The organism is Synechococcus sp. OH30 (genome assembly GCF_047462175.1).
In the GTDB taxonomy this organism is placed as follows: domain Bacteria; phylum Cyanobacteriota; class Cyanobacteriia; order Thermostichales; family Thermostichaceae; genus Thermostichus.
In genome coordinates this window covers 161,418-185,932 of sequence record NZ_JANSIP010000002.1, presented here as the reverse complement: position 1 = coordinate 185,932, position 24,515 = coordinate 161,418, and the positions used below count along the sequence as shown (strand labels likewise).

The following is a 24,515-nucleotide window of genomic DNA, read 5'->3' as shown; positions in this document are numbered from 1 at the left end:
ACTTTCTTGAAGATAGGATGTGAAGGATCCCGACTTCTCGCCAACTAGGAGCTGTGGCCTTTTCTTCTCCTCGCAAGTTGCCTCGGCAGAAATCGTCCCTGCGGGTGGCTCAGCCCATTGAGCCCACCAAGATCTACCCCTGCCCATGCTGCTACCAGGGTCAGTTGCGCCTGATTACCCTGACCGAGGCTTTTGGCTGCAGTCGTTGCCAGCATATTTTTGCCATCACCCCCGACCGCCTGCACATTGAGCAACTGGCGGTTTCCTACCCCTACCGCAAAATCTGGTTCTGGAACGGCCATCAATGGGTGTTGCGGCGGGAAAGCGCCTTCCAGGGATCCACGCTCTTGGGCCTTACCCTTGGCTTGGGAGTCGTTCTGGTGGTGGGGTTTGTCGGAGCGGTGCTCTTCCCCAGCCAAACCCAGTTGCTCAGTTGGCTCATGATTCTTTGCCTATTGCTAGCGCTGTTGGCAGTGACGGCAATCCTGCTGCTGCGGCGGCCTTGAGATGCTTGAGATTTTCGCCGGCCATCGCGCCCCTAGAACCCCCACTTTGGCTCTTGTGGATCTAGCCATTTCTTGTTAGCAGTGGTCAGGAGCAGATCCGTCGTCGGTCAGCCAGGCAGGAGGGAAGCGAGTGACCGATTTTGGTTCAGCCTTTGACCTCAGCACCACCCTGCGCCAGGTGCGCCGCTTGCTGCCTCAGCTCCAGCGCTTGAGCGGCGAAACCAAACGGCAGGCCCTGCTGGCCCTCTCGCGCCGTTTGCTGGAGCGCTCCGATCTCCTCTTAGAGGCCAATACCCTCGACCTGGAAAGCTGCCGCGAACAAACTGTGCCGGAGTGGATCCTCAACGGCCTCAAGCTCACCCCCGAGCGCCTGCAGCGGTCTGCCCAGTTGCTTGCTCTCTTGGCCCAACAGCCGGATCCCATCGGCAGCCTGGAGAGGGGGCACCGCCAGGACAACGGGCTGTTCATTGGCCGCTACCGCGTCCCCTTGGGGGTGGTGGCTTTGGTCTATGAGATCTACCCCGAGTTTGCCCTCAACGGCATTGGCATGGGTCTCAAGACGGGCAATGGTGTGATCTTGGCCGGCAGCGGCCCCATCCAGAAAACCCACCAGGCTTTAGTTACCCTATTGGCAGAAACAGCCTACGAGCACGGGATCCCGGAAGGGGCCATTCAAGCCTTGCCCACCCAAGACCGGCCGGCGGATCCCCAAGAGGACTCGCTGCTGCTACTGCTGCTGCAGCAAACCCGCTACGTGGATCTGGTAATCCCCTGTGGCCGCCCCGGCTGGGTGGAGTTTCTCCTACAGGCTAGCAAAGTGCCGATCCTGGCTACCCACCTGGGCTATGGCCATGTTTATCTGGATCGCACTGCTCCCTGGCCTTTGGTGAAGTCAGCTTTGCTAGATCCCTTGGCTCGCTATGGCCCAGAAGGGATCCCCATCTACCAGCCCCTCACCCTCTGGCTGCTGATCCACGCCGACTGGGCCGCCAGCCATCTGCCAGCGCTGGTCGAAGCTTTGCTCAGTCAGGGGGAGGTCGATGTCCAGGCGGCCGCCCCAATTCTAGAGCAATTTCCCCAGCTCCAGCCGCTGGGAGAAGAGTTTGACTCCACCCGGCGTCCCCATCTGCGCCTCCAGCTAGTAGCGGATTTACCGGAGGCTATCGCCTGGATTAACAAAAACGGTTACCATCAGTCGGAAGCCATCCTCACTGACAGCCAGGCGGCGGCCCAGCGCTTTCTCCAGGAGGTGGATGCGGCCCTTATCCACATCAACACTACGCCCCTCTCAGCAGGCCGCGGAAGCGGGATCCCTACCTTGGGGGCGATTCGCGACCCGTCCCTGGGCATTTCTACCCAGCGGCTGCATGTGCGCGGGCCCATCGACCTGGAAGCCCTGACAACTGTAAAGGTGGTGGCCCAGGGCGGCCTGTAGCAGCAGGAAGGTGGGATCCCGCTGGCCAGATCAGGCGAGACTGAAGATAGGGATCCACTCCCAGCTTGTCATCCCACAGAGCCCAAGCGACTAGGGGGGAACTCCTTTGGGGATTGACCTACGCAGCTACGTGTTTTTGGATCGGCTCCAGCCCCAGTACGCCGCCTATCTGGGCACGGTGGCCCAGGGCTTTTTGCCCCTGCCGGGAGACACTTCCCTCTGGGTCGAGATTTCCCCCGGCATTGAGATCAACCGCGTCATGGACATTGCCCTCAAAGCCACCTCGGTAAGGCCAGGACTGCAGGTAGTAGAGCGCCTCTACGGTCTTTTGGAGGTTCACTCCAGCAACCAGGGGGATACCCGCACTGCCGGGCGGGCCATCCTAGCGGCTTTGGGGGTGAGCGAACAGGAGCGTCTCAAGCCGCGCATCATCTCTAGCCAGATCATCCGCAACATCGATCCCCACCAAACCCAGTTGATCAACCGTTTCCGCCGCGGCCAGATGCTTCTTGCGGGCCAAACCCTTTACATCCTGGAGGTGCAGCCGGCAGGTTATGCTCCCCTGGCCGCCAATGAGGCAGAAAAATCGGCCCGGATCAACATCCTCGAGGTGATGCCTTTTGGTAGCTTTGGCCGCGTCTACTTGGGTGGAGAAGAGCAAGATATCCTGGCCGCCTGTCGGGCCGCCGAGGAAAGTCTGGCTGCGATTTCTGGGCGGGATCCCTTGCTCTTGCCTGAAGAGGTATAGCCAATGGCGGAATCGGATCCCAAGTCTTTGCCCAAAGCCAGCTTGCCCCAGGATCCGACGGCGGAGCAGGCGAGGCTGCTGGCAGAAATGACCGCTCCCTACCGCAGTTTGCGGCGCTTTGTCTACCTGGCGGTGGGTTTTTCGGCTGGCGTTGGGGCATTTGTGTTTTTCTTTCGGGCCTTGGCAGGGCGGGATCTGGAGACTACCCTGCCCAGCTTGGCTTTACAGTTAGGGATCCTGGCCGGCGCCCTTGGCCTAAACAGGCTGGAAAACCGCTCCCAGCAAAAGCTGGTCAGACAGATGAGGCAGCGCCTTAGCAGCCAAAAAGAGTCGCCCCCTCCACCCAAGGGTGATCCCCTGTACCAGCGCAGGGACAGTTAGCCCGTCAATCGTCCCAGTCCTCTCGGCGGGGATCGGGGTCGTCCTCCGCATCGGCGCTCGGCAGATAGTGGCGATCCCTGGCGGGGGCTGCCTGGGGCCATTTTTGAACCATTTGGATGGCGAGAAAGGCAACAACGGCAACCACAACTGCCCAGGTGAGAATTGGAATCGCCAGGATCACCACCGTACCCAACACGTAGATAGCCACCTTAGGCAAGGAGGGATCCACCCTCCAGCCGCGGCGGTATACCCAGTTGGTAAGCTGCCGATCCCAGCGGCGCAGGCGAGGTATGTTCTCCTCATAGATTTCCTGCAAAATGCCAGCCAAAACGGAGCCCAGGCGGCGCATCTGGCTTCGAGTTTGCCTTCTCCAATTCCGCACCGAGCGTCCCATTCGTAGGATCCTTGCCCTGCTCTTCCTCAGGCGATCCTAGCCCAACTGCGAGGGCGACCTTCCCGTCGGGGCGGCAAGGGATCCCTGGGGATGTAAATTTGTTTGAACATTTGGATCGGAGATTGGGGTGGCTGGGCAGGACTACAGTACACTGAGGGCACCTGTGCAGTGGTGTGGCTGCCACGCCAGAGGGGTAAACCTCTTTCAAAGAGCTCGACTGGAGAACGCTAATGGCTCACACGGTCAAGATCTACGACACTTGCATCGGTTGTACTCAGTGTGTGCGGGCCTGCCCTACCGATGTGTTGGAAATGGTGCCCTGGAAGGGGAACAACAAGGCCGGCATGATTGCTGCAGCCCCCCGCACCGAGGACTGTGTTGGCTGCAAACGCTGTGAGACCGCTTGCCCCACCGATTTCCTGAGCATCCGCGTCTATCTTGGGCCCGAAACCACCCGCAGCATGGGCCTGGCTTACTAAGCCGCCGGCAGGTTGGGTTGCAATTTTTTGCGATTGCCCGCCCACTCAAGGAAACAGCACCTTCTAACTTCACTCTCTAGCCTCTCCTCCCCGGGAAAAAAGTTGGGCAGGCCGTTGCTGTAGCCAATGGGTTGATTGGAGAGGAGGGATCCCTCCTCTTTTTTTCTTCAAGGGTCGAGATAGAGTCGGTGTTGGCGAATGTAGTGCTCCACAGCGGGGGGGACCAAGTAGCGGATGGATCCCCCTTTTTGGATCTGCTGACGTAGGTAGGTGGAAGAGAGCGTTAGGGTGGGGGCGTCCAAGATTGTCGCCCGGATGGGCAGCTTCTCAGCCACCGACCGCAGCACCTGGGCGGCGTCGCCAGCATCGAGGCGGGGGGCAACAATCCAGTGACAGAGGCGGGCCAATTCTTCCGCCTGGTGCCACTGGGGCAGCTCCTGCAGGGCATCCACACCGATGATCCAGTACCACTGGGTGTTGGGTTGCTCCTGCATCAGGCAGCGTAGGGTCTCAATGGTGTAAGAGGGGCCAGGACGGCGGATCTCCAAGTCAGAGCAGGCAAAGCGCTCATGGTCGGCAATGGCTAGCTTCACCATGGCCAGGCGATCCTCTTTGCTGGCGCCCCCAGCTAAGGGCTTGTGGGGCGGATTCCCTGCCGGTATCCACAGCACCTGATCCAAGTTGAACTGCCAGAGGGCCTGCTCGGCCATGATTAAATGGCCGTGGTGGACGGGGTTAAAGGTACCGCCGAGAATGCCAACGCGGCGCTGCTTGGGGGCTGAGCCACTCATGGCTGTTGACTGAGGTAGCTGATGGCCTCGCGCAGCCAGTCTTCTGTTTGCCGAGACTGGGGTGGCAAGGCTTGCAGGGCTGCTTGGATTTCCTGGGGGCTATAGCCAAGGGCCAGCAAGGCCATTTCCACCTCTTCGCGGATAGGGGAAGGTGGCCCGCTCGACAAAGGCTGATTGGCATTCTCCAGGCCTTTTCGCCAGTGGGCCAATTTGCTTTTCAGCTCCAGCGCCAGCCGTTGGGCAGTCTTTTGTCCTACCCCTGGAGCCAGGGAGAGGAGGCGGACATTTTCGGTTACCACCGCCTGCACCAGCTCCTGGAGAGTAAAGGTGTTGAGCAATGCCAAACCCAGGGCAGGTCCCACCCCTGGCACCTTAATCAGTTCCGCAAACAGATCCCGCTCCGCTGCCGAGCCAAACCCGTACAGCACCAGCTCAGTCTCTCGCACGAGCAAATGGGTGAACACCCGCACAGGCTCCCCTACAGGGGGCAGTTGCTCGAGAAAACGGGCCGGCGCCTGGATGCGATAGCCGATCCCTTGCACCTCCAGGGTGAGGCTGCTGCGCTCTCCCAGTTCTACAGCAACAAGATGACCTGTCAAAAATGCGATCATTTGCGTATCTAACCTGTGTTTTAGGATACCCTGCCCAGCAGCTTTCGGGGTCGGCCAGGCAAAATCTAAATCTAGAATTAGGAGGAGCTTGCGAGCGACTCTTATGGCTTCAACCTCGGCATTGGCTACTCCTATCTCAGCACGCTGGATTTGGCGAGGGCAGCCTGTCCATTATGTCAAACAGGGCGAGCAGGGACAGCCGCTGCTGTTGGTGCACGGCTTTGGAGCCTCCACTGACCACTGGCGCAAGAACATTTCCCAACTGGCGCAACACTACCAGGTCTATGCCATTGACTTGCTGGGCTTTGGTCGCTCGGCCAAGCCCAAGTGGAACTACTGCGCTGAGATCTGGCGGGATCAACTGCGGGACTTCTGTCAACAGGTGATCCGACAGCCGGTAGTGGCCATCGGCAACTCCCTAGGCGGCTATGTGGTGCTCAGCCTGGCAGCAGAGTGGCCTGAGTGGGTGCGGGGTGTGGTGCTGCTCAACGGAGCCGGTGGCTTTTCCACTGCTAAGGGATCCCCCTCCACCTGGTGGCAGGGGCTGGGCAAGCTGGTAGGCTGGAGTCTGCGCCAGCCCTTGGTGTCTTACCTGTTGTTTCAGTACCTGCGTCAGCCACAGGTCATCCGGGCCAAGCTCAAGCAGGTCTATTACAATCAGGCGGCAGTGACAGACCAACTGGTGGAGGACATTCACCGGCCCACGCGGGAGCCAGGAGCAGCCGATGTGTTTGTGGCTCTGATGCGAGGCGGGCAAAAAGGACGCAGCGTGGACGAGCTGCTGCGCAGCCTGGTGCGCCCCCTGCTACTGATTTGGGGAGAGCGGGATCCCTGGATGCGGGTCCGCGAGCGCTCGCAGCTCTACCGCACCTACTACCCCAAGGCAGTGGAATACTTCCTAGAGGCCGGCCACTGTCCCCACGACGAGTGCCCCGAAGAGGTTAATACCCTCATCCATCGCTGGATCGAGGCAGGGATCCCTTCTGCGCCAATCCCGCCATCTAACTGCCATTCCTAAAGCTCTAGATGAGATTATCCAATGGCTGGGGCAGCGAGGCTTCCTCCAGGCCGATGGTGTACTTCAGCCACTCCCGATAGGAGCCGCTGCTAGTAGCTTTGGCAATTTCCAAGTAGAGAGTGCTGTGGGGGCGGCGGGGCTGGCGCAATAGGGGCATACCTGCCTCACGGGGGGTGCGATTCCCTTTTTTGAGGTTGCAGCGCACACAGGCGCTGACCACGTTTTCCCAAGTGTCACTGCCGCCGCGGGAGCGCGGGATCACGTGGTCTAGGGTAAGGTCTTCGCCATAGCAGCCGCAGTACTGACAGCGGTATCCATCGCGATGAAGGACATTGCGGCGTGTTAAGGGAATCTCTTTGTGGGGAACATGAACGTAGTGGCGGAGACGGATGACTGTAGGCAGAGGAATGTTGCCGTAGACTACTTTGCCGTTGTGCTCGATTTGCTCAGCCTTGCCCTTGAGCAAGAGCACGACTGCCCGGCGCCAACTGGTGATGTTGAGCGGCTCGTAGGAGGCATTGAGTACCAAAACCTTGCCCATACTGCTACGTCCGGCTGACGGGATCCCCACCCCGACCCACAAGGCGCCAGCTCTTCTGAAATTTAACACAGCCTTATTGGGTTGCGGTGGGAATCAGGTAAGTGCAGCGGTGCACTGTCTACTCTTGACACTCCCACCGACTAACGCAGTCCACAGTTGGACCCGCAAAGGCGCTGTCAAGACACCCCTAACTGGCTTTCGGCACTGTCCGGGGTAGCGGACGGAGGGTTACCAAGCTACTCGGCTGTGTCCACTTCCACTTGGTTAGCTGGCCCCAGGCTGACGCGAAACTGCCTAGCCCCTCTCGGCAAGGGATCTGGCGCCACTTCAGGCAGGTTGGCAAAGGGAGTTGTGGCGCGACGCTCCCGAGCTAGCGCATTCTCTGGCTCAGCAGCCAAGGGAGATCCCGTCCCATCCACCGTTACCCGGTAGACTAAACGCTCCTGCAAACCTGGAGGGGACTGCCACTGCTGGGCCAGGGTGCTTTCCAGACGCCGCTGAGGATCTCCAGAGGCTTCCGGCACGGTAAGCTGCCCCTGTTGCGAGGAGGGGGGAGGGGAGGGATCCCTGCGGCTGAGCCAGAGCCCAACCCCGGCCACTAGGGCAATCCCGCCTGCCAGCAGGGCAGCAATGACAGGGGGCTGTCGATACCAAGCTGGCGCCGGCGGCGTTGCCAGTTTATCCAGTTGGGGCAGGTCCTCGGCCGCCTGAGAGAGGTTTTCTAGAAGGTCATACAACTGTGTCATTGACAGATCCACCTGGGCAATGCGATCCTCCCCCTGCCGCACTGTGAGGCGGTGGAAAATAAAATCCAGCGGACGGATGGCCACAGTCCCACTGAAAGCTCCCTTGGGCGTACCGCTGAGCTGGAATCCAACGTAGCGGTCGATCACCGTGATCAAATCCTTGAGCCAAACGCTGTCTCCCCGTAGAGTCTTGGTGGTCTCTCCCTGGCGAATTTCCAACTGACACTCAAAGTTGTTCTGAATCGCTTGCAGGGGCGGCGTAGCTGAGGCCTCGATACCCTGCCGAGGGAGGGGGGCTTCTCCTCGCACAGTGAGGGTAGAGGTGGGCTGGTGATAGGTTTGAGTGAGGGTGAGGCTGGGCATGGCAACTGGCAAGCAAAGGACGCCGGCAAGAACTCCAGGGTCAGAGGAAGAGCTCCGCCTTAGGAAGAGGGCAAAGCATCTGATTCCACCTTCCCTTCCTCGAGGTTGCTGCCAGCAGGCAGATCCATCTCAGGGCGGCTGAGCAAGGCTTTCCAGAGGCGCTCTGCTCCCCTGGGGCTACTGTAGAACAGTAGCTCAATCAAGATGCGCAGAGCCAGTTCGGCAAGGCTATCCTCATCGCGCACATCCCCATCCACCATACGGCTGCGGTAGTGGGAGATAAACTCGCCCAGGTAATCGCCCACCAGCGGCTGACGAAAGGGACTGAGCTCCTGTTTGAGGGCGGCTTCCAGCTGCTCCAGCGTGCTGCGGATGCGAGCCTGTTGCTGGGCTGCCAGATAGGCAATTACCTTGGCTAGGGCGCGGGCCTCTTCAATCTCAACTTTTTTGTGGCCACCGCTGGTGCGGCGGAGGGGATTGGCGTTGCGCAGACGCCAGAGGGCCACCCGATCGCCAAGGTGCTCCTCCAAGTTCAGGCTCTTGGCTGCTGCCAGAACGGCCTCGGAAATCTCCCCGCTCAGGGACTCCAGGCCCAACAACAGCAAATCCAACTGGGCTTTGATGGTTGCAGTAGCTGGGGTGAGGCTAGGAGCTTGAGGATCTAACTGAGTCTGCTTGGGTTCCACCGTCACGCTGTCAATGGGAACTTTTGGCTGGGATAGGACTCTATGATCTCCTGTCTGAGGCCAAGCTGCAACCTTCCCCTCCCGCGCTTGAGGGAAGAATTGCCCTGGGCAAGAGCTTCGCTGCCGGGATCTGGCAAGCGCTGTCCACCCCTTTCAAAGGGGCAGGGTATACTGTAGCAAAGACAAGGAGAGACAACCATCCTCCCTGCCTTTTCGGGCCGCGCTAGGCCCTGTTTCAGATGAGCATGGATGCTTCCCAGTCTGGCCCTCCTCGCCTCATCCTGATCCTTGAGGATCAAAGGGGTCAGCGCGGCGTTGTGTTGGACAAGATTTACTACTCAGTAGGGCGAGCAGCCAACAACCACATCCGTCTCTATGACCCTTTTGTCTCCCGCCGGCACGCTCTCATCATCCGCGTTCCTGAGGAAAACCAAGCGGGGTACAGCTACGTCATCTTTGATGGCAGCCCCGGATCCCGTCAGAGCACCAACGGTTTGTTCGTCAATGGGAAACGGGTTGCCTCCCATCGGCTGCAGCTTTTTGACAAGATCGGGTTTGGGCCGAGGGTAACAGCCATTGTCAGGAGCACCGACCACTTCAGTCCCCAGACCTTGGCTGCTCTTTTGAAAACGCTGCCCAATGCTCCTGAGCCGGGATCCCAGCAAGACACTGAGAAAGTTAGCGAGAAGGAGGACTTCACCGCCATCCCCTGCCTTGCGGTATCCTGAGGCCAGCAGCCTAACAAGCTTTGGGTTCCCGTGCCTTCTATTCCTCCTAAGCTAAGCAACTACTGGCAAGATGCCTTTGACCTGGAAGCCCATCTGGGATCCTTCCTCGGCCTTGAGCCTGGCGAGCTGCGGGAGAAGCTGCGGGCGGGGCAGCAACAGTTGGCGGAACTGGGCCGGCGTGACTTCGAGTGGGATCAGGCAGACGCCTTTTACCGGGATCGGGTGGGATCCGCCTATTTGCTGGACTTGGCCGCTTGGCACCTGAGCAGCACCGACTACATCGGCAATACTCTGCGCCTGGTGGCGGATCAGGCTCGCGGGCTAGTGCTGGATTTTGGCGGCGGCATCGGCACCCACACCCTTGGGGCAGCTCTCTGCCCGGCGGTGGAGCAGGTGATTTTTTGGGATATCAACCCCATCCATCGGCAGTTTGTACAACTGCGGGCGGAAAAGCTAGGTCTAAGCGAACGGATCCACTGCCCGGAAACCTTCCCACAAGGGATCCTCTTTGACACCGTCATCTGCTTCGATGTGGTGGAACATTTGCCGGATCCGGCAGCGCAGTTGCGTCAGTTTTACGCCTGGCTTAAGCCGGAAGGCAAGTTGTTGATCAACTGGTACTTTTTCAAGGGGTTTAATGGCGAATTTCCCTTCCACCTAGACGACCCGCAAAAAGTCGAGCAGTTCTTTCAGGTGCTGCAGAGCCATTTCCTAGAAGTGTTTCATCCCTATCTCATCACCGCCCGCTGCTACCGTAAGTGGAATAAAAGCTGAGATTGGAGAGAGAACGAATGCTGCGCTACTTGCGGGTGCTGTGGCTGTTTTGGAGCACTTCTGTAGCAGCAGAAATGGAGTACCGCGCCAACTTCTTCTTTGCCAGCCTCAGTAGCTTAGGCGGTCTGGGATCGGCTCTGTTTGGGCTTTCACTGTTCTATCAGCGGGGGCACCGCCTAGGGGGCTGGAGCTGGCCGGAGGCGCTCATCGTCTTGGGCATGTTCACTATCTTGCAGGGCGTGTCGGCCAGCCTCTTTAGCGTCAACTTAAACCGCATTGTGCAGCAGGTGCAGGAGGGCACCCTGGATTTTGTCTTGCTCAAGCCCATTAGTAGCCAGTTTTGGCTGTCAACCCGCGTGTTCTCTCCCTGGGGCCTGGTGGATATCGGCTTTGGCCTGGTGCTGATTCTCTCCGCCGGGATCCAGTTGCAGCTGCCGGCCTGGGCCTATGTTCTGGGTCTAGTGCCCCTTCTGCTGGGATTGGTCATCCTCTACAGCCTCTGGTTTATGCTGGGGGCCACCAGCATCTGGTTTGTCAAGATCTACAACGTTACCGAGGTGCTGCGGGGCTTGGTGGAGGCGGGGCGCTTCCCCCTGGTGGCCTATCCGGTGGCCTATCGGCTGTTTTTTACCTTCGTTGTGCCGGTGGCTTTCTTGACCACAGTACCGGCGGAAACCTTGTTGGGGCGAGCCCAATGGCCGTGGCTTGTGGGATCCGCCCTGCTGGCGGTGGGGCTGCTGTGGGGATCCCATCTGTTCTGGCGCTTTGCCCTGCGCTTTTACACCAGCGCTTCTAGTTAGGCTCCCCCATTCCACCAAGGCCGACAAAGTACCCCTAAACTTCAGCCGACCCAGCAGTTGCAACCCCACCAGCTAGGAGAGGCCCAGAGGAATTAAGATGAAAGTCACGACTGGGCCAAAGCCATTGGAGGCCAGCCTATGGGCGAAGCAAAGCGCCGCAAAACCCGGAACAACCCCGATCCCGACCAAGAGCTGCTGTTTCCCCAGCTCAAAGATATTCCTCTCACCAAAGCCCAGGCCCGCACAATCTACAATTGGACAACTCGGGGCGCTTGGGCCGGCATTATTCTCCTGGCCATTGTCTGGGTGGTGGTGCGATTTGTGGGGCCTGCTCTGGGCTGGTGGCACCTGGCGGGCTAGACGGCTGGATCTCTTGAGTCTCCTTGGAGTTTTCCTATGCAATCCTACTTGGCAGCCGCCATTCAGATGACCAGCACCCCGGATCTAGCCAGCAACTTGCAACAGGCAGAGGAGTGGATTGACTTTGCAGCGCGCCGGGGGTGTGAGCTGGTGACCCTGCCGGAAAACTTTGCCTTCATGGGGCCGGAGGCAGAAAAAGCCCGCCTTGCCCCGGAGATCGCGCAGCGGGCCGAGGAGTTTTTGGCCAAGATGGCCCAGCGCTACCAGGTATTCGTGCTGGGGGGGGGATACCCGGTGCCCGATGGACAGGGCAAGGTGTACAACACCGCCGCCCTCTACAGCCCCGAGGGCAAGGAGCTGGCCCGCTACCGCAAGATCCACCTTTTTGACGTCAACCTGCCCGACGGCAACACCTACCGCGAGTCCAACACGGTGGTGAGCGGCAAGGAGGTGGTGGTCTGCCAGGAGGAGCGGCTAGGCACTCTGGGTTTATCGGTCTGTTACGACGTGCGCTTTCCTGAGCTGTACCGCTCTTTGGTGGATCAAGGGGCGGAGGTGTTGCTGATCCCTGCCGCCTTTACCGCCTACACAGGCCGGGACCACTGGCAGGTTTTGCTGCAGTGTCGGGCCATTGAAAACACCTGCTACGTGATTGCGCCCGCCCAGGTGGGCACCCACTACGAGCGGCGGCAATGTCATGGCCACGCCATGATTGTGGATCCCTGGGGGACGATCCTGGCGGATGCCGGCGGCGAAAAACCAGGAGTGGCCATTGCCGAGATTGATCCGGAGCGGCTGCAGCTTATCCGGCGCCAGATGCCTTCACTGCAACATCGTCGTCTGGCCTGCGCTGTCCCTCGCTAGAGATTCTCCTATGCCTTGGCCGCCCCTAGTCCTCTACAGCAAGCCCGGCTGCCACCTCTGCGAGGACTTAGCCAAGAAGTTGCAGCAGATCCCTGAGATCGGCGAGCTGGAAATCCGCGATATTACTGCCAACCCCGCCTGGTGGGAGCGCTACCAGCTGGAGGTTCCCGTGCTCAGTTTGGCCGGGGATCCCGAACGGCCTTTGCCACGTCCCTCGCCGCGGCTGACGGTGGCGCAGTTGCGCACTTGGCTGGGACGCCAGTTGGGTTGTCTACCTTAGCGCTTCCCTGCGGGCGGTGTAGCCGGCTTGGCACAAAGCTGCCACGGTGGCCTCGGCATCTTTAACCCAAAATTGGGATCCCAGTCTTACCCAAAGGGTATGGGGATGGGCAACGATAGCTGCCACGACGGGAACGCGATTTTCTTCCTTGGCTTCCGAGCGTTGACGGGTAAGAACCGCCTGCAGACGGTGTCGCTCCTCTACAGTTCCGGCAGCCTCCAGAGGAAGTTCCACCGTAACCCAACTCACCGATTCAATTGGCTGTAAGTCTTCAACAATCAGCTGCAACTGCTCATCCCGCTGATCCAGCTTGGCCCACACCAATAGCCGTTGATCCACCTCTAGGCAACCGCGCAAACGCTTGTAAGTCTTGGGGAAGATTACCGCTTCGCAAGTGCTCGTCAGATCTTCCAGTTGCAAAATCGCCATGCGCTCCCCTTTCTTGGTGGTTGCGGTTTTGATGGCGGTCACCAGAGCTAGAATGCCAACTGAGGCATCAGGTGGATAGGCCTTCAAATCAGCAAGGCTAGCGAGAGCTAGTAGCCGTACTTGCTCTTGAATCCGCCGCAGGGGGTGGTCTGAAACGTAAAAGCCCAACAGCTCTCGCTCTAGCCTCAGCTTTTCTTGCGGTGGAAAATCTTCAGTAGCCGGCCCGCGCGGTACCTCAACAAATCCCTGGCCATTGCTGCTTTCGCCTCCTAATAAATCAAATAGGCTGGCCTGGCCAATGGCGTTAAACTTAGCCCGCTCTGCTGCCCAACTGAGGACGGGATCCAGATCCGCCATTAACTGTTTGCGGTTGCGGGAAATACAATCGAAAGCGCCTGCACAAATGAGTGACTCAATAGCCCGGCGGTTAACGATGCGCAGATCGACCCGCTGGCAAAAGTCGGCCAAAGAGGTGAAAGGACCACCAGCTTGGCGAGTAGCCAGAATGTTTTGAACGGCTCCCTCCCCTACATTCTTTACTGCCCCCAGACCAAACAAAATGCTGGATCCCTGAGGAGTAAAGTCCAGGCCGGAGCGGTTGATGTCAGGCGGCTCGATTTGGATTCCAATGGATAGACAGTAGGTAATGTAGCGCTGGACTTTATCCTGATCCCCACTTACAGAAGAAAGCAGTGCCGCCATGTATTCTGTTGGGTAGTTGGCTTTCAGGTAAGCAGTCTGGAAGGTAATCAATCCATAGGCCGTAGAGTGAGATTTGTTGAAGCAATACTCGGCGAAAGCAACCATTTGGTCAAATAGCTCCGTGGCTACTTCTTTAGCTACACCTCGCGCGACTGCCCCTTGGACAAACTGCTCGCGGTGTTTCTCCATCTCGGAGACCTTCTTTTTCCCCATCGCCCGCCGCAGTAGGTCGGCCTGGCCCAGGGTATAGCCGGCCATGTCCTGGGCAATGCGCATGATCTGCTCTTGGTAGAGAATGGCGCCATAGGTATCTTGAAGGATTGGCTTGAGGAGATCGTGGACGTAGGTTACCGGCTTGCGGCCATGTTTGCGATCGATAAAGTCTGGGATCATGCCCGTATCCAATGGCCCCGGTCGGTAAAGAGCCAGGACCGAGGAAATATCCTCCAGATTAGAGGGCTTGAGCTCTCGCACCACCTGCTTCATACCGGAAGATTCCAGCTGGAAGATCCCTTCCACCTCCCCTTTTTCCAAGAGTTGGTAAGTTTTTGGATCATCCAGGGGCAGGTTGTCCAGATCGATGGCAACACCTCTGTGTTCTCGAATTAGCTCCACAGTTCGTTGGATCAAGGTAAGGTTGCGCAGCCCCAAAAAGTCCATCTTCAACAGACCCAGAGACTCAATGTCTTCCATCGAGTACTGGGTAATGATTTGGCCTTCGTTGTTGTACTGCAAAGGCACAATTTCATCCAAGGGATCCTTAGAAATAACTACACCGGCAGCATGAACTCCAAAGGTTTTGTTGGTGCCCTCCAGCAATCGAGCTAGATCAATCCAGCGGCGAGTAGTTGGGTCTTTCTCGTATTTTTCCTTGAACTCTGGGGCAGGAGTATTCTCGCTGATCATCTCCTCTAATTTTGCTGGCTTGCCCCGGGACACCGGGATCAACTTTGCCATTTTGTCAGCTTCGGCATAGGGAATGTCCAGCACTCGGGCAACATCCTTGAGAATAGCTTTGGAAGTCATGCGGTTAAAGGTGATGATCTGAGCTACTCGCTCTTGACCATACTTGCGGGTTACGTATTCGATCAGCTCCCCTCGCCGCTCGATACAAAAGTCGGTATCGATATCCGGCATTGATTGCCGTTCTGGGTTGAGAAAACGCTCGAAGAGCAACCCGTATTTGACGGGGTCAATATTGGTAATCTGTAGGGCATAGGCCACCAGGGATCCGGCTGCTGAACCGCGGCCTGGGCCCACTGGGATCCCGTGTTCACGGGCATAGCGAACATAGTCCCAGACTACCAAGAAATAGCTGGAAAACCCTTTTTGCTGGATGATATTCAGCTCAAAGCGCAGGCGCTCCTGATAGTTTTGGGGAATCTGATCCGGATGGGCGACACCGCAGCGCTTTGCCAAGCCTTGCCAGGCCAACTCAGCAAGGTAGCTATCGGCAGAATAACCCGGAGGAACCGGGTAGTCGGGCATGCGTATTTCCCCAAACAGGTCATAATCCTCGATCTTTTCCAGCACTTTGAGCGTATTGGCAATTGCCTCGTCGATGACCTCCTGCTCGAGGTGATCGCGGCAGAGGCGGCGCATTTCTTCTGGACTTTTCAGGTATTCCGTCCCGGTGTAGCGAAGGCGATTTTTTTCGCTGAGAGATTTGCCTGTTTGGATGCAGAGCAGAGCATCGTGGGCCTCCACATCCCAGCAAGAAATAAAATGAGTATCGTTGGTGAGGATGATCGGGATCCCTAGTTCGCGAGCAATGCGCACCAATTGCACGTTGACAAAGCGGTCTTCCCGGTAGCCGTGATCCTGGATCTCAATGTAGTAATCATCTCCAAACTGTTCCTGATACCAAGCAGCCACTTGGCGAGCAATTTCTGGCCGCCCCTGCAAAATGGCCTGGGGCACTTCCCCAGCTAGACAGCCGCTGGTCACGATCAACCCCTCCTTGTATTGGGCCAAATACTCTTTGTTGATGCAGGGGCGCGCAAAGATCCCCTTGCCTTGAACGCCGTGGAGATGGGAAATGGTGGTTAGCTTCACCAAGTTTTTGTAGCCCTGGGTGTTCTTGGCTAGGACTACTTGGTGATACTTGGGATACTTGCGGCTTTTGTCTCGAATATCGCCGTTGATCACATACATCTCGTTGCCAATGATTGGCTTGATCCCTTTGCTTTTACACAGTTTCACCAGCTCAATGGCCCCGTACATGACGCCGTGATCGGTTAGGGCCAGTCCTGGCAAACCCATCGCCACCACCTGCTCAACCAAACGCGGCAGTTGGCTAGCCCCGTCCAGAAGGCTGTACTCGCTGTGCAAGTGCAAGGGGACAAAAGACATGGCAACGCTATGGGTAGAGGGATCCCTTCAACCTTAACCCAGCGCCCCTTTTTCCAGTTGCTGCTAGCTGCCGCTACAGTAAAGTCAGTCCGACGTTTTCTCCCTTTGCTTGAATGGAGACTCCCCTTCGCCTTACCCAGTACTCCCATGGTGGCGGCTGCGGCTGTAAGATTGCCCCAGCTCTGCTGCAGCAGATTCTCAAGGAGCTGCCCCTCCTCTGGTCGGATCCAGCCTTGCTAGTGGGGGCTGAAACGAGCGACGATGCCGCCGTCTACCAACTCAACGACGAGCAGGCCCTAATCCTAACCACCGACTTTTTCATGCCCATCGTCGACAATCCGGTGGATTTTGGCCGCATTGCTGCAGCCAACGCCCTCTCTGACGTTTACGCAATGGGGGGTAGGCCCATTCTCGCCCTCGCCATTTTGGGCATGCCGGTCAACACCCTGCCCCTGGCAGCCATTCGGGAGATCATGGCCGGGGGAATCCAGGTCTGCCAGGAAGCCGGGATCCCTTTGGCGGGGGGGCACTCCATCGATTCACCCGAGCCCATCTTCGGTCTGGTGGTGGCAGGGCTGGCCCACCCGCAGCACATCCGCCGCAACGCTACTGCCCAGCCTGGCGACGACCTCATCCTAACTAAGCCGCTGGGGATCGGGGTGATGACCACCGCCCTGAAAAAGGGCCAGCTCAGCGCAGCGGGCTATGCAGAAGTTTTGCAGGTGATGACCCAACTTAACTGCATCGGCCCACAACTGGCGCGGCGACCCCAGGTCCACGCCCTAACCGATGTCACGGGGTTTGGTCTTTTGGGGCACTTGCTGGAGGTCTGTCGTGGCTCAGGGGTAAGCGCTGAGTTGGATCTGGCTGCTATTCCCTTTTTGCCCGAGGCCCTCTCCTTGGCGGAGGCGGGGATCTTCCCAGGCGCAGCCCGTCGCAATTGGCAAAGCTATGAAGGCGTAGAGGCCGACTCTCTGCTGGAGTGGCAGCAGTTGCTCTTGGCGGATCCGCAAACCAGCGGGGGCTTACTGGTGGCGGTGGATCCCGCCTTCACGGCAGAGCTTTTGCAAGAGCTCCACAGCGCCGGCTACTCCCATGCCCGCCGCATTGGCCACTGCCAGGCCGGCGAAGGGATCGCCATTCGGGTTGTCGGCGAGATCCAAACCCCCCGCCAGTAGCTTGGGGGAAGGCCACGTTTGGCCCTCTCCCCCCAATCTATGAAGATTTGGTCAAGCAGAGCTGCGAAAGTTGAAGATCTCATGTAAGGAGAAGAGGAGCTGAGATATCTTAAAGAGGTATGAACGAGCCCTCTCCCAACAGCCACAGCCTGGTTCCCTGGGTTGAGCCAGGGCAGCTAATTCGCAGCCTCAGCAGCGGCCAACTGCTGATGGTAGACCCCCAGCGGCCCAATGCCTTGATCATCTGCAAGACGTTCCATGCTGAGTTTGCCGGGCCAGGGGCTGCAGTGGGAGGGCCCTTGGATGTGGAGTCGAGCAGCGTGATCCCAATTGGGGAGGTGGCTCTGTTGCATCCCCAAGGCTATCAAGAGCGGCAAAACGCCTATGCCAAGCGGCTGCACTGGATGCGGTGGCTACAGCAGATTACCGACAATCCTCTGCCGGCCCGGCGGGCGCGGATCTTGCTCTTTAGCTTAGAAGAATTTTTCTCGGCGGAGCTGGTCAGCCAGTTGCCGGATGAGGTTTTGGCGCGGCTGGTGGGGGTGCTGCCCCAGACCATTGCTGCAGCCCGCAGGAAACTAACACCCCTCGCTAGCCCCAGCTATTCTTTGACCGGCTAAGTTAGCTTCCTAGGGGTGCTGGTCTGGCCTCAGGGTTTTCCGTTGGGGTAGAGCCGGTTTAATCCTTTGCGAGCCTTGGCGTGGATATCCAGGGTGGTATTCATTTTTAGAATTTGCCGGTAAACCTGCTCAGCTCGAGCCGTTTCCCCCTCCTGTTCCAGCTTCTCGGCCAGCTTGAGCAAGCTCTGGGCTGAAGGATCGCCCAGGGATCCCCCCTGCAGTCGCTGCAGCTCTTCTAGGCGCTCCAGCACCATTGGCCGCAATAGCCAAGAGTGATCTAGATCCAACACTTCTCGGTAGTAGCGCTGGGCCTCTTTGAAGTTCTTTTGCTCGTCGTAGGCTTCCGCCAGCTGTAGAGCCAGCTCTGCAGTGGGCTGATCCTTGAACTGCCGATGCAGTTGGTGCAAACGCCGCAGGAAGGGGGATCCCTGCTGCGGGTTTTGCAAATCTGGGGCGTGTTGAACCGGCAGATAGTTGGCCTTTTGGGCGGAGTGTTCCCCAGAAGAGGCAGCCTCTGGTGCTAGCGGTTGCAGGGGTACCTGACGGCTAAGGCTTTTGGGAGCAAGGGGTTTGGAGACCCCAATTGGCTGATCCCGAGAAGAGGGGGAGGGGCTGGAAGGCGGGACCGGCTGCGGCAAGGGAACGGTCTTATGAGTTGGGGGTTGGGGGGGTAGCTGCTTCAGCTCCCCAGGGGTGGAGGCCTGAAAGGGAATTGCTTTGGGGGTCTCCTTGCGCTCTTGGGCCAGTTCTCGATAGAGAGCGGCTAGTTGAAGGTAGCCTGCTTCCTCGTAGGCAGTGGCCAACCAACGGGCGTTTTCAGGGCTAGGATCGGCGCGATATGCTCGCCGCAACAACTGCAAAGCAGTGCCATAGTTGCGCTCTCGAATGGCTGCCTGCCCCAAGCTGGCTGACCTGGCCCCAGTTGTATCGCTAGCCATACCTGTTGCGCCTCCCTGTGTGCCGATTCCTTGGCCTTAGCATAACGTTGACTGCTAGGAAAGAGGTCTCTTGTTGGCAAACACTTTTAGCCAATAGCCAATATTGACTGGCTGGAATGTTGGGGCAAGGAGATCTGGATGTAAGGCGTACTTTCAAGCTAGCCTGTAGTCAAGGCTTCAGCAGCAACAGATGCCGGCGGCAGGATGATTCAAGACTTTCGAGAGCGGTACCCCATGGGCAGCTTGCTCACTGATCTGTTGCGCGTGGAGGAAGGGATCTACATCGTCAAAGCCCAGGTGGTGGTGAACAACACCGTTTTGGGCAGTGGCATGGCCGGCTCGAACACTATTGAAGAAGCGGAAGATGCTGCCTTAAAACGTGCTCTTCAGCATGCAGGATTTGGTCGCCCTACCTCCTCCCTGAGTTTGGGGCTGGACGCCGCCACGTCGAGGACCCCCTATCTGCCCACTCCCAGTTGGCCAGCCCCTAACCTGGGCAATGGACAAGCCCCCCCTTCCCCTACCCCTTCAACCCCTGAAGCAGCAGGGATCTCAGCCCGATCCCAGTCGCTTGCAGAGCTGTCCAACCTCAAGGAAGCGGAGACGCAAAGCGACGATCTGTCGGATCTCATCGCGCAAACAGACGTGGAGATGCAGCGCATTGGCTGGGGTCGCAAAGAGGGCCAAGAGTTTTTGGAACGTCGCTTCCAGAAAAAATCTCGCCACCAGCTGACTGAGGCTGAGCTGCGGGAGTTCTTGCGCTATCTCAAACAGCAGCCCTCCCGCCTTAGTAGTGAGCCCCGCTTCTAGCCTGCCTCTCTTTAGGCGCAAGCTAGGGCGCTCCCACAATCAATGTTGTATCCTGCATTGTCTTGACCACCGTCTCTCCCCCTTCTAGGAGCACCACCTGCCGCTCTGGCACCGATACCCTGGCCACTTGGGCAGTTTGGTAGTCTTGCCCAGTCTGCACAACTGCAGGAATGGTGGCAGGGGCAGAAATGAGAGCAAAGGACTCGCCGCCAATTTGGATAAACCCAGAAACCTGCACGCTGCGGGCAAAAGCAGCCGGATCTGGGGTGGGAGGCGGCGTGGCCCCTGCTGTAGGTACTTCACCTTCGGGTGGAGGGGGAGGCAGTTCTGGAAGGGGCGGCAGATCTGGGAGCGGCTCAGGAGCCCGCACGTTCTGGGGCACAAAGGGATCCGCCCGTCCCGCTCCGCTCAAAGCCCGCTGCGTTTCCTGCTCCCGGTCCGCCGGTCGGATCAGACTGGAGGCAGGTGGGAGGGAGGCCGGCGGAGGTTGGTCAGGGGCGGTTTGGCCAAAACCTGCAGGCAGACCTGCTGCCTGTTGCCGGGCAAGAGCCTGTAGCTGGCTGGCTCCACGGGCCAAGGTGGCGTTTAGATCCTGCTCCCAGCGGCCGGCAGCATTTAGCCGCATGATCACAGGGCTGCTGCCGCCGCGAAACTCCACCCAGACTTCTGCTTCTGTGTTACTTAGCCGACGGGAGCGGAGGAGGCGGGATCCCGGCGGCAAAAGTGGCTGCAGGGCCAGCTCTGCGTCCGGCACCGCCGAGGGGGCGTTGGCCAAAGCGGGAGACAAGCAAGGGGATAGGCACAACAGGCCCACCGTCGACCCCAGAAGGATTCCAAGCAAAGCCAGTTGACGAGCCATAAAAACCATTGGGGGAGAGCCTCACGTCTAAAGTATCCAAAATCCTCGCCATAGGGCCAACTCAACTTGCCTTCAAGGCAGCAAAGTTTGCCATAATTAAGTGAGAATCCGTAACATTTATTAACAGCATGACCCTTCCCACTTTGGATCCCACCAACCCTACCCGCTTGCAGGAAATTGCCGAGCGGCTGCGCAGCCCACGGGCAGCGGATCGGATGCTGGCCTTGGCCCAGCTGCGGGACGTGCCAGCAGAGCAGGCAGTGCCCCTGATTTTGCAGGTCATTGATGATGAAAACTTACAAGTGCGCTCTTTCGCCGTTTTTGCGCTAGGGGTCAAGCAAACTGACGCCTGTTTGCCCAAGTTGGTGGAGATCCTCACCCAAGACCCCGACTACAGCATTCGCGCCAATGCAGCAGGCGCTTTGGGCTACCTAGAAGACCCGCGGGCCTTTGAGGCGCTGGTGCACGCCTTCTACGAAGATGTGGAATGGCTGGTGCGCTTCAGTGCTGCCGTGGCTTTGGGCAACTTGAAGGATCCACGGGCCTACGACGTCTTGCTGCAGGCCCTGGAGGGGCCGGAGGTGTTGCTGCAGCAGGCAGCCATTGCTGCTCTGGGAGAACTAGGGGATCTGCGGGCTTTGGATCACCTCCTGCCCTTTGTCCAATCGGAGGATTGGCTGGTGCGGCAGCGGCTGGCCCAGGCCCTGGGGAATCTGCCCTCGCCCAAGAGCGTTTCCGCTCTCCACTATCTGGCGAGAGATCCCCACGATAGTGTGGCGGCAGCAGCTTTAGATTCCTTGCGGCGTCTGCAGCAAAGGGGGTTCTCGGAAACTCCACCACCGCCTCAGGCGGAGACAAGTTAGCGTGAAGGTAGCCCTGCAGTTGACAAGCCAACGGCCTCTCTCCATCACCCGTAGACCGGGCGAGGGAGGACGGGGCGAATTTACAGCCGCCGCAAGGAGTAGAACACCGCTCCATTTTGGCAGGCGGCTGCTGCCAGCCCAAGCAGCAGGAGAAAATCCGCGCAGGCGGGTGGCTTTGACAGATCCTTGCTAGGTCTTTGCGGTTGCAGCTCCTTGAAGGTTAGGGTGGCTCTTAGAGCAACCTCCTCCCGGAGGGTTAACTTGCAGACTAGGCCAGGGGTTGTTGCATAGTGGTAGTAGGGTCGTTCTTTACTCGAGAGCCGTGCTTCCTCCCCAGTTGCTTGCTCCTGCAAAGCAGGAGGGAAGGGTTACTGTGCGGCGTTTCTCGGTGAGGATCAAGAGGCTCTGAGAGTTTCGGGAACTTCGGGACTTCCAGGTAGCGTTTTTGGCAGGGGATCTGCTGTCTCATGGTAACTGGTGCTTCAGAAGGAACTGGCTCTCGCTCGCGGCCCCGCATTGTGGCAGCCCTTTCCGGGGGAGTGGACAGCTCCACCGTGGCAGCTATTCTTCATGAACAGGGCTATGCCGTCGAGGGGGTAACTCTCTGGCTAATGCGGGGGAAGGGCCAGTGCTGCAGCGAGGGCCTGGTGGATGCTGCTGCCATTTGTGAGCAACTGGGGATCCCGCACCACATTGTGGATAGCCGTGAACTCTTCCAAACCAACATTGTTGATTACCTGCTGGCTGGCTATGCGGCTGGGATCACACCGCTGCCCTGCTCTCGCTGCAACAAGCTGGTCAAGTTTGGTCCCTTGCTGACCTATGCGCAGGAGAAGTTGGGCATCTCCCAGATTGCCACTGGCCACTACGCGCGGGTACGTTTCAACGCTGAGCTGGGACGCTACCAACTGCTGCGGGCGGTGGATCGCCAAAAGGATCAGTCTTATTTTCTCTACGATCTCAGCCAAGAGCACCTGGCCCATAGCCTCTTCCCCTTGGGCGAGTACACCAAGGCCCAGACCCGCCAGATTGCTGCGCGCTATGGTTTGGTTACAGCGAATAAGCCTGAAAGCCAGGATCTGTGCCTAATCGAGACCTATGGCTCGATGCGCAACTTTTTGGAGCAGCACCTGGGGGAGAGGCCGGGGGAAATTGTCGATACCCAGGGGCGAGTTTTGGGATACCACCAGGGCATTCACCACTACACCATTGGCCAGCGCAAGGGGCTGGGCATTGCTGCTCCTCGTCCGCTCTACGTGGTGCGCCTTGATGCAGAGAGGAATCGCGTGGTGGTGGGAGAACGGGAGGAGGCCACCCAAGGAGAAGCCTGGGTGCAGCAGGTCAACTGGGTGTCAATCCCAGCGCCCACAGAACCCTTGGAGGTAGAAGTGCAGGTGCGCTACCGTACCCCTGCTGTGCGGGCTACTTTGATCCCAGAATCGTCGGAGCGCGTAAAGTTGCAATTTGCCGAGCCGCAGTTTGGCGTCACTCCCGGCCAGGCCGCTGTTTGGTACCAGGGGGATCTCCTGCTGGGAGGTGGCATTCTGGAGCGCCCTTCTTCCTAGCTGAGAGTTTGCCGGAGCAGAGAGAGGGGCAGCCGCGGCTAGAGTCGGTCGGTTGTGGCTAGGGAGGCCCATGCGTTTGGCTCTCTACCTGCGCTTGCTGCTGTTGTTGGCGCTGCTGGCCCTGTTTACAGGCCTGATTGTTTGGCTAATTCAGTCGTTTCTCGATCTCTACTACGCCACCCGCTACCACCCCCTTTTAGGAGGTCTGTTGGTTGGGGTGCTGACACTGCTGCTGCTGGTGTTTCTGGCAGCTTCAGTCTACTACTTGTTCCTCTTCGGCCGAGCTTCCTCCCCCCCACCTCCGGGCCTCCCTAAGCCAGCCCCACCGGCAACTCCAGCCGAAAAGTGGGAGGCGGCCCGGCGCAACCTAGCCCAGCTGGAAGCTCAAGTAGCCCAGATTCAGGATCAGGTGGCCCGAGCAGCGCTGGCAGAACGGTCGGCCCGTTTAGCCCAGCAGTTAGCCCAGCCCCAACTGAAGGTGGTAGTGTTTGGCACTGGCTCAGCGGGCAAAACCTCCCTGGTGAACGCTCTGCTGGGGCAGCAGGTAGGAGCAGTAGGGGCTACCCTAGGCACCACGCAAGCGGTGACCGTCTACAACTGGAACTTGCCCGGGATCCTCCACCCAGTACAGCTCGTGGACTGTCCAGGCATTCTGGAAATTGGGCCAACAGGAGTAATGCGGGAAGAGGAGGCCCAGGCTCAGGCCCGGGCTGCTGAGCTGCTGTTGGTGGTTGTGGATGGGGATCTGCGCCAGTCGGAGGCGGAGCCCCTGCGCCGCCTTCTGGCCCTGGGCAAACGGGCCCTACTGGTGCTTAACAAGATTGACCGCTACACCCCTGAGGAACAGCAGCTTCTGCTCCAACGGCTGCGGGAGCGGGTTTACCCCCTTATCCAACCGGAAGATGTGCTGCCAGCTGCTGCCAATCCGGCCCCCGTGCGCCTGGGATCCCAAATCTGGCAGCCGCAGCCCGAGGTAGCAGCGGTGCGGGATCGCGTCCAGGCGGTGCTCTATGCTGAGGGGAGATCCCTGGCCTTGGACAATGCCCTCCTGCAATCCCAGCAATTGGGCGAGGAGGCCAAGCGCATTCTCCAGGCGCAGTTGCGCCGCCAGGCCGAGGAAGTGGTCGATCGCTTCCAGTGGATTGTAACGGGGGTGGTCTTTGCCAACCCAATCCCAGCGCTGGATCTGCTGGCCATTGCCGCCATCAACGCCCAAATGGTGGTGGAGCTGGGATCCCTCTACGGCTGCAAGATGAACCTCCAGGAGGGGCGGGAGCTGGCCTTGTCCCTGGCTAAGACCCTGGCCGGCTTGGGCCTAGTGGAAGGGGCGATCCAGCTCACCACCGGGATCCTAGCTACAGTGGCTGAGGTTAGCGTCGTTGGCTTTTGGCTGACGGCACCCATCCAGGCGGCCAGTGCTGGCTACCTCACCCGCATTGCCGGCAAAAGCTTCATTGAGTACTTCCAGCGCAACCAAAGCTGGGGAGAAGGAGGCATGCAGGCGGTGGTCAGGGCCCAGGTGGAGAGCGCCCAGAAATCCGGCTGGCTCAGGGAGTTTGTCCGCCAGGCCTGGGAACGGGTTTTCCGCTCTCGCTAATCCCTGCCGGCAATAAGCTAGCTCCCTCTGCCCCAAGTAGTGGGAACCGCCAGTGGGCAGCAGCAAGTTGGGGAGCACCCCGCAAGTGGCTTCGCGC

Annotated in this window: 27 protein-coding genes; 18 read left to right on the top strand and 9 right to left on the bottom strand. The window is 58.9% G+C overall.

Annotated elements, in window-relative coordinates:
- Window positions 1–53 precede the first annotated feature (53 nt).
- The 4 genes from NW830_RS03745 to NW830_RS03730 all read left to right on the top strand — a co-directional run bounded on the left by NW830_RS03745 (window position 54) and on the right by NW830_RS03730 (window position 3,070).
- Complete coding sequence (locus NW830_RS03745; RefSeq protein WP_414361044.1) at window positions 54–506, top strand: hypothetical protein; 453 nt, start codon at window positions 54–56, stop codon at window positions 504–506.
- A gap of 130 nt (window positions 507–636) precedes the next feature.
- Window positions 637–1,941: a gamma-glutamyl phosphate reductase gene (locus NW830_RS03740; RefSeq protein WP_414361046.1), complete on the top strand. Its 1,305-nt coding sequence runs from the start codon at window positions 637–639 to the stop codon at window positions 1,939–1,941.
- Window positions 1,942–2,047: 106 nt separating this feature from the next.
- The gene (locus NW830_RS03735) at window positions 2,048–2,689 is read left to right on the top strand and encodes a hypothetical protein (protein ID WP_414361048.1); all 642 of its coding nucleotides are present in this window, start codon (window positions 2,048–2,050) and stop codon (window positions 2,687–2,689) included.
- A gap of 3 nt (window positions 2,690–2,692) precedes the next feature.
- Entirely contained in the window at window positions 2,693–3,070 is a 378-nt protein-coding gene (locus tag NW830_RS03730) for a DUF3493 domain-containing protein (protein ID WP_414361050.1), read from the top strand.
- A 4-nt stretch (window positions 3,071–3,074) separates the two neighbouring features.
- On the opposite strand, the gene NW830_RS03725 is transcribed toward NW830_RS03730, so the two are convergent.
- Window positions 3,075–3,419 carry a hypothetical protein gene (locus NW830_RS03725; RefSeq protein WP_414361053.1) on the bottom strand — a complete coding sequence of 115 codons (345 nt, stop codon included), beginning with the start codon at window positions 3,417–3,419 and terminating at the stop codon, window positions 3,075–3,077.
- A gap of 275 nt (window positions 3,420–3,694) precedes the next feature.
- Here NW830_RS03725 and psaC point away from each other — a divergent pair, with 275 nt between their 5' ends.
- On the top strand, window positions 3,695–3,943 hold the full coding sequence (gene psaC / locus NW830_RS03720; protein ID WP_011429399.1) for a photosystem I iron-sulfur center protein PsaC: 249 nt from the start codon (window positions 3,695–3,697) through the stop codon (window positions 3,941–3,943).
- A gap of 167 nt (window positions 3,944–4,110) precedes the next feature.
- Here the strand turns inward: psaC and nadD are convergent, their stop codons facing one another.
- Window positions 4,111–4,734: a nicotinate-nucleotide adenylyltransferase gene (nadD, locus tag NW830_RS03715; RefSeq protein ID WP_414361056.1), complete on the bottom strand. Its 624-nt coding sequence runs from the start codon at window positions 4,732–4,734 to the stop codon at window positions 4,111–4,113.
- The gene (ruvA, locus tag NW830_RS03710; RefSeq protein ID WP_414361059.1) at window positions 4,731–5,345 is read right to left on the bottom strand and encodes a Holliday junction branch migration protein RuvA; all 615 of its coding nucleotides are present in this window, start codon (window positions 5,343–5,345) and stop codon (window positions 4,731–4,733) included. The genes nadD and ruvA overlap by 4 nt, the downstream gene beginning before the upstream one ends.
- Before the next feature lie 103 nt (window positions 5,346–5,448).
- On the opposite strand from ruvA, the gene NW830_RS03705 reads away from it, so the two are divergent.
- Window positions 5,449–6,363, top strand: coding sequence for an alpha/beta fold hydrolase (locus tag NW830_RS03705; RefSeq protein WP_414361062.1), 915 nt, complete (start codon window positions 5,449–5,451; stop codon window positions 6,361–6,363).
- A gap of 4 nt (window positions 6,364–6,367) precedes the next feature.
- Here NW830_RS03705 and NW830_RS03700 read toward each other — a convergent pair whose 3' ends face one another.
- The 3 genes from NW830_RS03700 to NW830_RS03690 form a co-directional block, all read right to left on the bottom strand.
- Window positions 6,368–6,904, bottom strand: a complete 537-nt coding sequence (locus NW830_RS03700) for an HNH endonuclease (RefSeq protein WP_414361065.1) — start codon at window positions 6,902–6,904, stop codon at window positions 6,368–6,370.
- A 236-nt stretch (window positions 6,905–7,140) separates the two neighbouring features.
- Window positions 7,141–8,013 carry a DUF4335 domain-containing protein gene (locus tag NW830_RS03695; RefSeq protein WP_414361067.1) on the bottom strand — a complete coding sequence of 291 codons (873 nt, stop codon included), beginning with the start codon at window positions 8,011–8,013 and terminating at the stop codon, window positions 7,141–7,143.
- Window positions 8,014–8,072: 59 nt separating this feature from the next.
- A complete protein-coding gene (locus tag NW830_RS03690) occupies window positions 8,073–8,705 on the bottom strand; it encodes a DUF3038 domain-containing protein (RefSeq protein WP_414361069.1) in 633 nt (210 codons plus the stop codon).
- A 239-nt stretch (window positions 8,706–8,944) separates the two neighbouring features.
- Here NW830_RS03690 and NW830_RS03685 point away from each other — a divergent pair, with 239 nt between their 5' ends.
- The 6 genes from NW830_RS03685 to NW830_RS03660 all read left to right on the top strand — a co-directional run bounded on the left by NW830_RS03685 (window position 8,945) and on the right by NW830_RS03660 (window position 12,505).
- Window positions 8,945–9,427: an FHA domain-containing protein gene (locus NW830_RS03685; protein ID WP_414361071.1), complete on the top strand. Its 483-nt coding sequence runs from the start codon at window positions 8,945–8,947 to the stop codon at window positions 9,425–9,427.
- Window positions 9,428–9,457: 30 nt separating this feature from the next.
- The gene (locus NW830_RS03680) at window positions 9,458–10,201 is read left to right on the top strand and encodes a class I SAM-dependent methyltransferase (protein ID WP_414361073.1); all 744 of its coding nucleotides are present in this window, start codon (window positions 9,458–9,460) and stop codon (window positions 10,199–10,201) included.
- A gap of 17 nt (window positions 10,202–10,218) precedes the next feature.
- A complete protein-coding gene (locus NW830_RS03675; protein WP_414361074.1) occupies window positions 10,219–11,001 on the top strand; it encodes an ABC transporter permease in 783 nt (260 codons plus the stop codon).
- 138 nt (window positions 11,002–11,139) lie between these two features.
- Window positions 11,140–11,361 (top strand): DUF2839 domain-containing protein, encoded by a 222-nt coding sequence (locus NW830_RS03670; RefSeq protein WP_414361076.1) that lies wholly within the window; start codon window positions 11,140–11,142, stop codon window positions 11,359–11,361.
- A gap of 36 nt (window positions 11,362–11,397) precedes the next feature.
- On the top strand, window positions 11,398–12,225 hold the full coding sequence (locus NW830_RS03665) for a carbon-nitrogen hydrolase family protein (protein ID WP_414361078.1): 828 nt from the start codon (window positions 11,398–11,400) through the stop codon (window positions 12,223–12,225).
- A 10-nt stretch (window positions 12,226–12,235) separates the two neighbouring features.
- Window positions 12,236–12,505 carry a glutaredoxin family protein gene (locus tag NW830_RS03660; protein ID WP_414361080.1) on the top strand — a complete coding sequence of 90 codons (270 nt, stop codon included), beginning with the start codon at window positions 12,236–12,238 and terminating at the stop codon, window positions 12,503–12,505.
- Here NW830_RS03660 and NW830_RS03655 read toward each other — a convergent pair.
- Window positions 12,497–15,988, bottom strand: a complete 3,492-nt coding sequence (locus NW830_RS03655) for a DNA polymerase III subunit alpha (RefSeq protein WP_414361082.1) — start codon at window positions 15,986–15,988, stop codon at window positions 12,497–12,499. The genes NW830_RS03660 and NW830_RS03655 overlap by 9 nt on opposite strands.
- A gap of 113 nt (window positions 15,989–16,101) precedes the next feature.
- On the opposite strand from NW830_RS03655, the gene selD reads away from it, so the two are divergent.
- Window positions 16,102–17,166 (top strand): selenide, water dikinase SelD, encoded by a 1,065-nt coding sequence (gene selD, locus NW830_RS03650; RefSeq protein WP_414361084.1) that lies wholly within the window; start codon window positions 16,102–16,104, stop codon window positions 17,164–17,166.
- A 119-nt stretch (window positions 17,167–17,285) separates the two neighbouring features.
- Entirely contained in the window at window positions 17,286–17,786 is a 501-nt protein-coding gene (locus NW830_RS03645) for a hypothetical protein (RefSeq protein WP_414361086.1), read from the top strand.
- A 29-nt stretch (window positions 17,787–17,815) separates the two neighbouring features.
- Here NW830_RS03645 and NW830_RS03640 read toward each other — a convergent pair whose 3' ends face one another.
- Window positions 17,816–18,724 (bottom strand): hypothetical protein, encoded by a 909-nt coding sequence (locus NW830_RS03640; RefSeq protein ID WP_414361087.1) that lies wholly within the window; start codon window positions 18,722–18,724, stop codon window positions 17,816–17,818.
- A 204-nt stretch (window positions 18,725–18,928) separates the two neighbouring features.
- Between NW830_RS03640 and NW830_RS03635 the strand changes: the two genes are divergently transcribed.
- Window positions 18,929–19,534, top strand: coding sequence for a hypothetical protein (locus NW830_RS03635; RefSeq protein ID WP_414361089.1), 606 nt, complete (start codon window positions 18,929–18,931; stop codon window positions 19,532–19,534).
- A gap of 22 nt (window positions 19,535–19,556) precedes the next feature.
- On the opposite strand, the gene NW830_RS03630 is transcribed toward NW830_RS03635, so the two are convergent.
- Complete coding sequence (locus NW830_RS03630; protein ID WP_414404562.1) at window positions 19,557–20,402, bottom strand: hypothetical protein; 846 nt, start codon at window positions 20,400–20,402, stop codon at window positions 19,557–19,559.
- A 119-nt stretch (window positions 20,403–20,521) separates the two neighbouring features.
- Between NW830_RS03630 and NW830_RS03625 the strand changes: the two genes are divergently transcribed.
- From NW830_RS03625 to NW830_RS03615, 3 genes are all read left to right on the top strand, one after another.
- Entirely contained in the window at window positions 20,522–21,256 is a 735-nt protein-coding gene (locus tag NW830_RS03625) for a HEAT repeat domain-containing protein (protein WP_414361093.1), read from the top strand.
- 467 nt (window positions 21,257–21,723) lie between these two features.
- Entirely contained in the window at window positions 21,724–22,821 is a 1,098-nt protein-coding gene (gene mnmA, locus NW830_RS03620; protein ID WP_414361095.1) for a tRNA 2-thiouridine(34) synthase MnmA, read from the top strand.
- A 70-nt stretch (window positions 22,822–22,891) separates the two neighbouring features.
- Complete coding sequence (locus NW830_RS03615) at window positions 22,892–24,418, top strand: DUF697 domain-containing protein (protein ID WP_414361097.1); 1,527 nt, start codon at window positions 22,892–22,894, stop codon at window positions 24,416–24,418.
- Window positions 24,419–24,515: the final 97 nt, after the last annotated feature.